Genomic DNA, 12590 nt, shown 5'->3' on the forward strand with positions numbered 1-12590 from the left:
TATCAGAGGAAGACGATGTAAGCCTATCTCTGCAAAAATTCAGAGCCAGACCCACAAAAACAGCTGATGTAAATGGTATGACTATCACTTACCAAAAGGAAGGAACGGGCGATACATGCATCCTGTTTTTACATGGCATGGGTGGATCATATGACACCTGGTGGCAACAGATGGATCACTTCAAGCAAAAATATACCACCTTAAGCCTGACATATCCGAGAGTTAATAATCTGAAAGATTTATCAAAATGTGTACTGTCCATACTTGATAGAGAAAATGTAAGAAAAGTGGTCATAGTTGGCAGCTCTTTGGGAGGATATCTGGCACAATATATTACCACTTTTCATCCGGATCGTGTTTTGATGGTCTCATTGGGGAATACCTTCCCACCCAATACAGAAAATAAAAAAAAAAATGAAACCCTGATGCAGATCATGACGTACATGCCTGAGTGGTTTGTAATTCATTCTATACGGAAGAAGTACAATGCAGAAGTTGTCCCCGCAGCAGAAAACTCTATGGTAGTCAATGCGTTTTTGAACGAATTGCTTGGAAGTCAGGTGAAAAAAGGAGATTTCTTAAGCAGGTATTACTGTGTTGTCGATACTTTTATATCAAATATCCACAAAACTATACCCATTCAGATCATTGAGTCAGATAATGATCCATTGGTCAGTAAAACATTGCGTGATCAGCTTAAAGCAACCTATCCACAGGCAAAAGTTATTACCTTAATCAATAAAGGCCACTTTCCATATCTGAATGATGCGGATCACTACAATACCCTGATTGATACTTTTTTGAGCAGTGATGAGAGATAGAGTGTAAAATTATTTTTTGCCAAACCTATTGAATGCTCACCTTTATTTTAGCAACTTAGAGAGTAGTGTAGCTCTAATGCTCTGACTAGATAAAGAACTTAATTAAATGTGGTTCTTTTTCCGAATATCTGCGTTAAAAATACTCGCGGTCCATAGAACATTTATATCATTCAGTTTAAGCTGTGGTACGGAGCCCACAGTTCAAAGCTAAAATCGTTTGCGACGATTTCTGTACGCTCTTCTTCTTGATCTTAGAAAATTACTCCCATTTTAATTTAAACACGTTGGAGTTCGAATTCTAGAAATAAGGCTATGTTTTCAATACATTCATTAACTCCTACGAGGTTAGCTTATTATCTGGACAGAGCGCTTGTATTAAATGTTGTTGAGGTTTTGTTCTTGGCGTTTTATAAAATTGAGAGCATTTTGTGGAGTGATATAAAAAAGAATTGTGAATCCACTCCCAAAAGCTTAGGATGAAGTAAAATAAATCATATTGATTTCTACTGCATTGATAATCAAGTACATTTCTTTAGGTCAACCTTCTGATTAGGCATGAGATAGTGTAAAAAATGGTTGTTTATCATAAAATTATTGTTTTCGGAGCAGCAATGATGATTCGAATAATGGACTCAGCAATATTTTCTATTAATTCTTCAGCATTGGTGATGGCATCGTCAAGGGTTGTTGGTTTATCAATAATCGAAAAGATGCCGTCGAATCCGTTGTTATAAAGCTCCTGATAACCTATCCCCAAGCTGCCGGCAATTGCAATTACGGGTATATTGTTTTGTTTTGCTACTTGTGCTACTCCGAACGGGGTTTTTCCAAACGCAGTTTGAGAATCAATTCTACCTTCACCTGTAAACACCAAATCGGCACCCACGACTGTATCGGCAAACTTGGTTTCCCGCATAATAATTTCAATGCCACTTTCGAGCTTAGCTCCCAAAAAGCACATAACTCCATAACCCAGTCCACCTGCTGCACCGGCACCCGGATACTCACTAAAATCCAATCCGGTATAAGATTTCATTAGGTCGGAAAAATGTATCAGACCTTTATTCAAGGTTTGAACATCAGCATCGGATGCCCCTTTTTGTCGTCCATATACGTTTGATGCTCCATTTATACCACACAATGGATTGTCCACATCGCAGGCAGCTATAATATTTAAACCTTTTACTCTTGTATCAAGACCCGACATATCCACAGAGTGAATATTGATAAGTTCAGCGCCGCACATATTTTGTTCTTTGCCTTTTTCATCCAAAAACCGGACACCAAGTGCTTGAGCCATACCAGTTCCTCCATCGTTGGTGGCACTACCACCTAAACCTATAATGATCTCTGTACAACCCCTGTCAAGGGCATGTTTTATAAGTTCGCCTGTACCAAAAGTACTTGTATTTAATACATTTCTCTCATCATTTTTTAATAATTCAAGTCCGCTGGCAGCAGCCATTTCGATAACCGCCGTTTTACCATCGCCCATAATGCCATAAAATGAGTTAAACGGGCGTGATAAAGGATCATGAACCATCACTTCAACCATCACACCTTCAGACATTGCGATAAGCGATTGAACTGTCCCTTCGCCACCGTCGGCCATTGGAACTATAACAGTTTCAATATTTGCATCCACTCTTTTTATTCCCTTTTCAATGGATTTAGCCACCTTAATGGCAGTTAAACTTCCTTTAAATGAATCGGGTGCAATAATTACTTTCATTTTTATCAATGTTGACTTTTATTTGTTGAGAATTGAAAAATAAATTCTCGGCAGCTTAGCTTACTATATTTTGGGCGTCTATTCTGCCCAAAAGTACAAATATTACCTAAACATCTTATGAATTCTATCAGTGCATTTGCCTATATGGTGTGCAAGATCAAAAGTACAACCTGACTTCACTTCGTTGGCAGTCGGGTAGGGGAGAATCATTTTAAAATTTCAGAGTACTCTTAGTTTATTTCTGGTTCTTTTAAAAACGTACCAATTTGTTATACACACCTACCATATTGTGTGTATAACAAATTGAAATTGCACAAATACTTAAATTCCCTCGCTACCCTCATTCCCTAAAGAGCCTGTCAAGCTACGCTTGAGACGACCCACGCCAATGCTTTCAATATTAGTGCTGGTCTCCACTTTAGGGGTTGGGGGTAAGTATAGGCAAATGTAGCAAGTTAATTTTTTTCACAAAAGTGCAATATGTTATACACACTACCATATTTTGATGATAAGTAATTCCACGATATTCATTATCTTTGCCTTCATCAAGAAAAATCTTAATGAAGTTTTCTAACTACCATTTTGTGAATGAGATAAAAAATAATCTCGAGAAGCTCGGTTTTAAAAAGCCCACCGACATTCAGTTTAAATGTATACCCAATATTCTGAAAGGAGAAGACTTACTGGCTATCGCACAGACCGGGACAGGAAAAACTGCTGCTTTTGCTATACCTATCTTACATATACTGCATAGCAAGGTAAATACCAAAAGGGAGGATGGTATCAAATGTGTTGTTATGGTTCCAACTCGCGAGTTGGCAATACAGATAGCTGAGGTTTTCAATATCTTAGGAAAGAACACCAGAGTCAACATATTTTCGGTATTTGGCGGAGTCGAACAAGGCCCGCAAATAGCCAGGTTGGAAAAAGGAATTGATATCCTGGTGACCACTCCCGGTAGAATGTTTGATCTGGCAAGTCAGGGGTTTATCAAGCTCAATCGTGTCGAAATCCTGGTGCTGGATGAAGCTGACCATATGCTTGACCTTGGTTTTATCAAAGATATCAGAGATTTGATCCGTCATCTACCTGTAAAAAGGCAAACTCTCTTTTTTTCAGCCACTATTGATGATCAAATTAAGGATCTTGCCTATTCACTCGTAAAAAATCCTATTCGGATTCAGATTTCCCCCAAAGATCCAGTTTCAAAAAATGTAGACCACTCCGTGATGTTTGTCAATATGGATGATAAACGTTTTTTTCTTGAAAGGCTTGTTAACGAGCAACCGGAAGCCAAAATTCTGGTTTTTGTAAGGACAAAGGTAAGGTGCGAAAGGGTAAAAGCAGCGATGCATCGCGTTCATATTGCATCTGAATATATGCATGGCGGGCAAGAACAGGCAGACAGGCTATCTGTACTCAACATGTTTAAGAACGGTACAGTAAAACTCCTGATAGCCACAGATGTCAGCGCAAGAGGTATAGATATTCCGGATGTGGATTTTGTTGTCAATTATGACCTACCGGAGCACCCTGAAAGCTATGTACACAGAGTAGGACGTACAGGTAGAGGCAGGAAGCGGGGTATAGCATATTCTTTCTGCGATGAGTCAGAAAAAGACCTGCTTAAGCACATAGAGGAGTATATGGGTACTAAAATAAAAGTGTCCGCTATCCTCCATGAAGACTATAAAGAAGTCGTAGATCTTTCATCAGAAAAAACACTCAACCTCAAGGATATCATCACAGAACTAAAAATGTCGCCTAATAAAAGATATGGAGTGAAAAAGTCTAAAAGAAAGCTGTAAACCATTCTCTTTCTCCAAAGAATGCAGCAAAGTTATGTGGATAAAAGATCATTTAATATACCACAAATTCATCTAAATGTGTGATGATTTCCTGTTTTGAAATGATGATATTTCATCAAAATTCCTAAGCAGAACTGATAGTTTATTTACCTTTCAAATCCGCAATCTTCTTTTCGAGTTCCAGCTCATCACCAGGATTATAGCCATTATGGGCATACACTATTTCACCTTTATCGTTGAGCAGGAAAGTCTGGGGGATAGTCTGGAAGTTGAGTGCTTGCTGCAACTCCTGTTTTGAATCAGCTAAGACTGTAAACTCCCAACCTTTGGTCTTGACCATGGATGGCACCTTAGAAAGTCCTCTTGCATCATCTATGGTGATTGCCAATAATTGAATATCATATTTCTCCACCCATTCGCTGTACAGTTCATTGAGTACATCCAGTTCTCTTTTGCATGGAGTACACCAGGTTGCCCAGAAGCTTACGATAGTGATCTTTCCTTTTGAAGTATAATCTGTTGTACTGACCTGCTTTCCGTCAAGAGATTTGATATTGACTGTCGGAAACGGATTGCCGGAAGCCAATACTGCAAGTGTCAAAAATGTAAATACAGTGGGTAAAAGAATTTTAAAAGGGTTCATTTTTTTATGTTGAATGAATAAAGGTAACATAAATACGCAAAAAAAAGTGTCTGTATTGTTCCTTATTAACTTAATTTTAAGAGGATATGCAAAAAAAAGCCCGAACAAATTTGTTCGGGCTAACTACGGGTGCGTACGGAATTCTTCAGATTGCCTTATAGCTCATAGCCATAAAGACTATTAAAATGCTAAGTAGCAAGAAGGCAAAAAGAAAACGTGAATCCCGGAACAGAATTTCGTCTTTTTTGTAAAACATAAAAATCTGAGTTTGGTATTGGTTATTAAGTTCTATATTTCGATAACTTTTTATCGTGTCGTCTTATCACACTATGCCAAAAATGATACCATATGAAAAATAGATAATATGAACTATACCCACTATTTTATACCAAAATCAGGGGTGTTTTTCTCATGTAAAAATTATTACTCCCTTTGTGTTTTAAGCATCAACTGTTTTTATATGATGATTTTTATTAAAATGTCAATTTCACTAATATATGGCTGGTGAAAATTACCCAAATGATGGTAATAAATAATTTTTATCCATTTTAGACATTATGGATACTTCAGGAATAAATATAAAATTTGGAAAATCATACTTGATATATTACCTTTGATGATCTTCTAATAAGAGTGTTAAAGGAATTTTCAAAATACAACATAATACGAACAAAGCATATGACTTATCCATTAGAATTTGAATTCAAAGTATTGGCACTTGCTCCGCAATTTTATGTAAGAGACAGCTCCGGCAGAAATGTGGCCTATGTGAAACAAAAACTTTTTAAACTAAAAGAAGATATCTCCGTATTTGAAGATGAAAGCCAGCGAAATGTCATTTTCAAAATCAAAGCGAATCAATGGATTGATTGGTCAGCATCCTACATTATGTATGATAAGGAAAACCATGAGATGGGACGGATAGGGCGAAAAGGAGCCAGATCGCTCTGGAAGGCCACCTACGAAGTATTTGATGATGCTGATCACAAAGAGTTCATCATAGAGGAAGAGAATGCTTTTGTCAAAATCATGGATGGTATCTTTTCTGAAGTTCCGATTCTAGGTATTTTTACAGGATACTTTTTCAACCCCAAATACAACATCACCAATACAAATGGTGAATTGGTGGCTGTATTTAGTAAAGAACAATCTTTTTGGGGTAAGAAGTTTTCATTAAATCAATTAACACCCATTTCGGAAATGGAAGAACAAAGAGTCATTCTTGCCCTTATCATGATGGTGTTATTAGAAAGAAGCAGAGGGTAAAAAACTGCCCCGGCAGTGGATGGTTGTAAATAGGTAACTACATTTTACCATCAATTTGACGGGCTATAAAAAATCCGTCATGGCCCTGACTTTGGTACAAAGGCATCAATACCAGTGCTTCTTGCGGCGCAAGGTCGCAACTGGTGTTTTTACTATTATGAATTTTCTTAACCTAATATACCTGTGTAAAACTTTTCCTAGGCTTTTACTTGCTCAATTGCTTCTTTTTTTATACATTGTGGTAGTTATTTGTAGAAGAGCATTATCTGTAAACTATTTTTTTTTATAAGTGATTAACGATTTGCTATCCTTTAACATTTTATGTTTTAACCCTGAATTGCTGGAAAATCAGGTGATTATATCTAATTTTAGATTGAGTATTTTCATACTAAGGTAGCTTATAGTGAACAGAAAATATTTTCCATAAAAATTAAATTATAATGCATTGTAAATTAAATAACTATGATGTTAAATTTTTGCACTCAACTTTCTGTTTATTATAAACGGCTATCATAACTTTTCTAAACGAAATTAATAAATTATGAACCTCATTTTTACAAAGCTCAAAGAAGAGACAAAAACCAATAACGATACGGGATCATATTCTATAGGTAACATGTCATTTTGTACACTTTGTAATAGTGCGCTTGAGGTATTCGCATCAGGTGATTATGCTCCACTTTATGAAGTTTTAACCCCTGATGCAGAACTTTTCTTCCCTCAAGGAATAGATGAACAACGCCGAAACATTCAAGGTATTCAAAATATTTTTGATTTTTGGCAAACTTGGCGCATCAGCAATAACACCATCGCCATGACTATCACTGAAATAAATTCAGTGCCCGTCATCGTAAGCGGATCAGTTGTAGGGCCAGCAAAACCTGGCACCTGGGTATTTTCTTGGTTCAATGTCAATGTCAATTTTGTTCATGTACAAAGAGCCGCCAGGGTAAATGCTACATTTAGTTTCAATGAAGAAAGCATGATCCAAAAAATATTTACTTATTATGACCCAAACCAGTTTAACAATTTGTGATCTTAAATCAAATTCTTTTTATCAAAACCCCATCCACCATGTACAATTTTAATGGTAAACTTTTCTTAACCCCAAATCAACAAATATGATTCACACCACCAAGCCAAGATCCATTGACTATGCAAAAAAACTACATGAACACATAGTAAATTCCGGCTCAAGCGAAAAACTTCAATTACATGACAGGAAAGGCGCCGAAACATTAGAAGCACTTTTCTTAGGTACCAAAGGAATCAATTCGAAGTACCTTACTGAGTTGTTACTTGTTGCTGTTGCAGGTAATGTTTATGCTAGAGAATCCCTTTTTCCAAATGACCCTGATTATGTCAACAAAGAAATTCAGGAGTCCGAAAGTTTTCAGGATACAATGATGCTTATGCGGCGAGAGTTCGTGGTTTTGGTAGATGAATTGACCAAGTCAGGCACTTTTTATAGCATGCGCTCGATCGGCCATATGCTTTGGGATACGGCGATGCCTGGAATTTTGGGATATTTTGCTGCATTGCTATATAATCAAAATAATGTTGCTGTTGAAGCTTCACCAGTTACAACATGGCTGGAGATGGAAGTAGGTAATGAGCTTTGTAAGATGTTGGGCTATAAAATAAAACCCATCGGATTACCACCTTTACTTAACAATCCAATTCCTGCGTCTGATGAAACAACAAATAATTCTATAACTGCTTGGGGGCACATCACTTGTGACGGGTCTGTAGCAAACCTCGAAGGTCTTTGGATGGCACGAAATCTGAAGTTTTATGCAGTGAGTACTAAGGCGGCAATATTAAATGAACCAGCTTTGGCAGCAGCTAAAAACTTTAAAGTTACACTTCTTGATGGCACTGCAAAACCATTGATTCAACTTGATAACTGGACATTACTTAACTTACCAATTGACGAAGTTTTAACCATTCCTGACGAAATAGAAAGTCAAACCAATAGTCAAATAACTGTAGCTATTTTTAGCCAATATGTTACTAATTATTTAGTCCAATCCATTGGATACCATGACATTATGACTAAATATCTTACTGATATAAACTCAACTCCAGTATCAATGGGCCCTGCTACAAAACATTATTCATGGCCAAAAGGTGCAGCTATCTTAGGGATTGGTGCAAATAATATGTGGGCTGTTAAAGTTGACGAGAAGGCAAGAATGTGTAAGAAGGATTTAATATCAAAACTTGATGAATGTTTAGCAAGCAAGACACCTGTATTGAATGTAGTAGCGGTTTTGGGCACTACAGAGGAAAGTGCTGTCGACCCATTGAAAGACATCATTGCATTGAGAGAGGTTTATCGTGCTCAAGGAATGGAGTTTGCCATTCATGTAGATGCTGCTTGGGGAGGATATTTTAATACTATGCTTACTAGTAGTGACGATAGCGATCCTTCAACTTTTGTCACAATACCTGATAAAGATAAAGTAGCACTTCCTATGAGTAAATATGTGGTAAGCCAATACCAGTCATTATCAAATGCAGATTCCATTACTATCGATCCTCACAAAGCAGGTTATGTTCCTTATCCAGCCGGTGGACTATGTTATCGAAATAGCGCTATGCGAAATCTTGTTTCTTTTACAGCACCTGTCGTTTATCATGGAGGAATTGATCCGACCGTAGGTGTTTATGGTGTAGAAGGTTCAAAACCTGGTGCAGCAGCTTCAGCTGTTTATTTTAGTCATAGAGTGATTCGACCGAATGTCGATGGTTATGGTAAAATGCTAGGTCAATGCATGTTCAACGCTAAGCGATTGTATGCTGCTTTTTCTACATGGAATATTAAACCGAATTTGCCATTTTTCTTTGTTCCATTGATACCTATACCAGCCATTCAAAACGGTGAAAGTTCTTCAGATGTCCAAACTCAATATCAGAATATCCTCAATAACATCGTGAATGTCAGTAATGAAACTTTGATCAATGACCCAAAAGCATTTGGCTTATTTAAAGAATTGGGTGGTGATCAAACCATCATTACTTATATGTTCAATTATTATAACCTTGATGGAACGCCAAATACCGACACCACAAAACTCAATAAGTTGAACGAAGCGATATACACTGCTTTTAGCTTTTCGCCAAAAAAAGATAAAGTAGAAGATACTAAACTTGTAGTCACCTCATCCAGTTTTACATCAAGCGCTTATGGGACTGATTTTATGAATAAATTACGAACCCGATTGTTGGTTACTGATGCAGATCCTACACCTATTGATTTTCTTATCACGACTATCATGAATCCATGGCTTTCAAATACAATAGAAGGTTCATTTATACCGACCATAATTGACATTATGGAGTCTACAATAATTGATATAGTTAATGATATCCGAAAACCTAAAGTATAACATTTTTCTCGTATTATAGGTATAATTGATCGTTTGTATATTGGTGCCCAATGTATTTACACCCGATGGTCGCAGTTTCCAACTGAGATCCTATATTTTACCAATTTAAAATTCATTTTCAACTTTCGATAAACCCTTTAGAATTAACTAACTAACAGTACTATTTTCTAATTCAACTAAGTTTTCTTGACTTATACCAAACAGAAAATTGATTGTGAAAATTTACAATCATAATTATTTAATTTACAATACATTATGATTTAAATTTTTTACAGAATATTTTCTGTCCACTACATTTAATTAAGAGCCAGCACTGCTACAAAGATAATCTTGCGTTTTATTTCAAGTTATAGAAGTATAAATTCTTGAGGTATTGGATCGAAGTCACAGGCTACGTCCATCGGGGTTGAGGCAAATAAAGGTATCCTACCTAAACGACATTGGTATATATTTCCTTTACAATAAAAAATCCATCCTGGCCCTGACTTTGGTACAAAGGCATCAATATGAGGCCGTCACAAGGAGCTGTCACTTTTTCTCCATCATATCTGGCGAGGATTTCTCCGGCGGTGATCTTTTGAAAATTTTTATAACCAGGCTTCATCTGCCATTTTTTATTGTCTTGTATATGGTAACGATATATCACCCTGACAATTTGTGGCAGATGATTTGAATACTGCTGTAAAATATAGTCATGTTGGTTTTCTACATCGTCACTATGGATGACTCCTATAGCTCGCATAAAGTTGATAGTAGCTGCAATACATCTGTTAACAGAAAAAGGGTCGTCATGATGCCCGCCTTCAAAGGCAATAGCCGTAGTGGATATCTTTTTATTATTTGTGTTGAAATAGTGGAGGGTAGTCCCTTCTATACCATCGAGCAATCCTGTGATGACTGGTGCATGTATTTGCTTAGCGATTTCGATACTTTCGACTTCTTCTGTAGCAATACAAAAAATACCACCATCAGATGATGTGGTATGTAAATCCAATAAGTAAAGTCTTGACGGTTTCAACCGATTTATCTCCTCTCCGATGGTATCAAGGATATCTCTGATTTCAAAATCTTCATCTCTCAGATCATTTTTATCTTTTTGCAGGAGCTGGTCAATATATGCTGGATGCCAACAACGGTTGATGTCTTTTTTAATATATCTTTTTTGTTGACTGAATGCAGGAATATTACCGAGTAAGCCGACAATCTCCCCTTTATAGCTAAATCCCGGTCTGGTGATTGGTTCGACTTCCAGCATTTTGAAGAGCAAATCCAGTGCTTTAACACCTGCGGGTTCATTACCATGCATTGCTGCCGTAATAACTATAAGCGGTCCGGGTTTATCTCCTGTATATTTACCAATGATTCGATGCATATGGGCGGTGCAGATTTATCCTTGCATCTTTACAAGTAATTTGCCATTTGAATTTCGTTTCCTTGTTGTTTTTATAGTTTTGCCAGACCTCTGCCTCTTTTTTCATTTTATCGATATTATTTATTCTGCGATTTTAACATTGTCCCATTAGTACCGTTCAATTCTATTTTAGCCAAATTTAACCCACTACCATGCTTTGGAGTGTAAACGAATTCAAACCTTTCCCAAATTCATTTTACAGCCTGTGGTTTACAAACTTCACAAAGAGCACCTGGTTTAAAACCCACAACTGACCAAAACACCACTGTATAAAACAGAAAAAAAGGCGAAAGGGTGTTCGAATTGTAATTTCTATTAAGGCTGAGTATAAACAATGAAGGCCATCCAGATGGCCGTTATTTAGCTCTTTTTACTAATCTGAAAGGCGTATTGAGCTCGTCAAGAACGTTATACTCAAAGTCAGTGTTACCGGCAACCATATCAAATCTGCGCGTTATAGCAAAATCACCTGCAGATAAGATACCATGGCCCGATAATTCTGATGCGTATTCTATTGCATCTCCGGCCACATCAATGCTCGTTGGACCATTTTGTAATTCACCATTTTCCCCATCTTTTGGGAAATTACCGAAGTCATCCACAATAGGGCTGCCACTAAGCGCAGCGTCCAGGTCAGAAATTTCTAATTCTTTTATTTTGTTACTTGATTGAACAGAAAATATGGACATTAATGTTGAATCAAGAGCTCCTTTGAATGGAAGCTTGCCATTTTCATGAGAATCTGGACTCAGGCGAGCAATTTCTGCACTTGCCATTAATGCAAGTCGGGCAGCTAATTTTGCTGGTTCTTTTTTATTCCAATTGTGTTTTGCTCTGATTTCTTCCGGGATAAAACCAGATGGCCATATTCCGATAACAGCATCTCCAACAGTATTTAGCACCATCCCCAAATTTTTCTGAATAACAGCAGCTGCTAAACACTGAAAATCAGATAGCATTTTAGAATACTGAAGCAGACTCACATTGGGGTCGTTTCGTATTTTTCTAGATGATTTAACATCAACCACCATAACGGGCAGTTCAAGAGTTGTTTCTCCGGGACAAATTCGCAAGAACATATCGCAATAATTACAATAGTATTTATTTCTATTATTTCTTGTTACTGTTATGAACCCAAAATTAGGGTCTTCATATGTAGAGCCAAAAGCAAGTTTACAAAAAACACAGGTATCGGCATGACTATGCCCATGCGCGGAAACTTGTTTAATTGACTCATCCGAGGCGTGATGTTTATCAATAATAACTTGCCTTACCGCAAGGCTGGGAAATTTTCCAGGCAACGCGCCAAGTCCAACATCTCTAAGTGCCATACCGGGACCACCGTAAGCAAAAAGCACCTCCCACGCGTGATTAAAATCTTCAATTACTTCAAAGCTTGATGAGGTTTTTGTTTTCATCATCGCTGTGGCATATCCTGTTAAAGTTTCCATAATGTAAAAAATGTTTAGCTTGGGGTTATAAGTTTGAGGATATTAATTTTTTTTATATCCAAAATG

9 protein-coding genes are annotated in these 12590 nt (G+C 37.1%); 5 read left to right on the forward strand and 4 right to left on the reverse strand.

Annotated elements, in window-relative coordinates; genetic code table 11:
* Positions 1-77 precede the first annotated feature (77 nt).
* Positions 78-821: an alpha/beta hydrolase gene (locus IPK35_07175; GenBank protein MBK8053039.1), complete on the forward strand. Its 744-nt coding sequence runs from the start codon at positions 78-80 to the stop codon at positions 819-821.
* Positions 822-1404: 583 nt separating this feature from the next.
* Here IPK35_07175 and IPK35_07180 read toward each other — a convergent pair.
* Entirely contained in the window at positions 1405-2553 is a 1149-nt protein-coding gene (locus IPK35_07180) for a glycerate kinase (GenBank protein ID MBK8053040.1), read from the reverse strand.
* Between the two features lie 560 nt (positions 2554-3113).
* Between IPK35_07180 and IPK35_07185 the strand changes: the two genes are divergently transcribed.
* A complete protein-coding gene (locus IPK35_07185; protein MBK8053041.1) occupies positions 3114-4361 on the forward strand; it encodes a DEAD/DEAH box helicase in 1248 nt (415 codons plus the stop codon).
* A gap of 142 nt (positions 4362-4503) precedes the next feature.
* Here IPK35_07185 and IPK35_07190 read toward each other — a convergent pair whose 3' ends face one another.
* On the reverse strand, positions 4504-5004 hold the full coding sequence (locus tag IPK35_07190; protein ID MBK8053042.1) for a TlpA family protein disulfide reductase: 501 nt from the start codon (positions 5002-5004) through the stop codon (positions 4504-4506).
* A gap of 678 nt (positions 5005-5682) precedes the next feature.
* On the opposite strand from IPK35_07190, the gene IPK35_07195 reads away from it, so the two are divergent.
* From IPK35_07195 to IPK35_07205, 3 genes are all read left to right on the forward strand, one after another.
* A complete protein-coding gene (locus IPK35_07195) occupies positions 5683-6270 on the forward strand; it encodes a hypothetical protein (GenBank protein MBK8053043.1) in 588 nt (195 codons plus the stop codon).
* 541 nt (positions 6271-6811) lie between these two features.
* On the forward strand, positions 6812-7306 hold the full coding sequence (locus IPK35_07200; GenBank protein MBK8053044.1) for a nuclear transport factor 2 family protein: 495 nt from the start codon (positions 6812-6814) through the stop codon (positions 7304-7306).
* Positions 7307-7391: 85 nt separating this feature from the next.
* A complete protein-coding gene (locus tag IPK35_07205; GenBank protein ID MBK8053045.1) occupies positions 7392-9662 on the forward strand; it encodes a decarboxylase in 2271 nt (756 codons plus the stop codon).
* Positions 9663-10092: 430 nt separating this feature from the next.
* Here the strand turns inward: IPK35_07205 and IPK35_07210 are convergent, their stop codons facing one another.
* Both IPK35_07210 and IPK35_07215 read right to left on the reverse strand, forming a co-directional pair.
* On the reverse strand, positions 10093-11034 hold the full coding sequence (locus IPK35_07210; GenBank protein MBK8053046.1) for a succinylglutamate desuccinylase/aspartoacylase family protein: 942 nt from the start codon (positions 11032-11034) through the stop codon (positions 10093-10095).
* A gap of 395 nt (positions 11035-11429) precedes the next feature.
* Positions 11430-12524, reverse strand: a complete 1095-nt coding sequence (locus IPK35_07215; protein MBK8053047.1) for a hypothetical protein — start codon at positions 12522-12524, stop codon at positions 11430-11432.
* Positions 12525-12590: the final 66 nt, after the last annotated feature.

The organism is Saprospiraceae bacterium (genome assembly GCA_016713025.1).
Taxonomy (GTDB): Bacteria; Bacteroidota; Bacteroidia; order Chitinophagales; family Saprospiraceae; genus OLB9.

What these genes read in the sequence shown, in the direction of transcription:
- IPK35_07185 (MBK8053041.1), top strand. Translation starts at nt 3,114, where the DNA reads ATGAAGTTTTCTAACTACCATTTTGTGAATGAGATAAAAAATAATCTC.
- IPK35_07175 (MBK8053039.1), top strand. Translation starts at nt 78, where the DNA reads ATGACTATCACTTACCAAAAGGAAGGAACGGGCGATACATGCATCCTG.
- IPK35_07190 (MBK8053042.1), bottom strand. Translation starts at nt 5,004, where the DNA reads ATGAACCCTTTTAAAATTCTTTTACCCACTGTATTTACATTTTTGACA.
- IPK35_07180 (MBK8053040.1), bottom strand. Translation starts at nt 2,553, where the DNA reads ATGAAAGTAATTATTGCACCCGATTCATTTAAAGGAAGTTTAACTGCC.
- IPK35_07200 (MBK8053044.1), top strand. Translation starts at nt 6,812, where the DNA reads ATGAACCTCATTTTTACAAAGCTCAAAGAAGAGACAAAAACCAATAAC.
- IPK35_07205 (MBK8053045.1), top strand. Translation starts at nt 7,392, where the DNA reads ATGATTCACACCACCAAGCCAAGATCCATTGACTATGCAAAAAAACTA.
- IPK35_07195 (MBK8053043.1), top strand. Translation starts at nt 5,683, where the DNA reads ATGACTTATCCATTAGAATTTGAATTCAAAGTATTGGCACTTGCTCCG.
- IPK35_07215 (MBK8053047.1), bottom strand. Translation starts at nt 12,524, where the DNA reads ATGGAAACTTTAACAGGATATGCCACAGCGATGATGAAAACAAAAACC.
- IPK35_07210 (MBK8053046.1), bottom strand. Translation starts at nt 11,034, where the DNA reads ATGCATCGAATCATTGGTAAATATACAGGAGATAAACCCGGACCGCTT.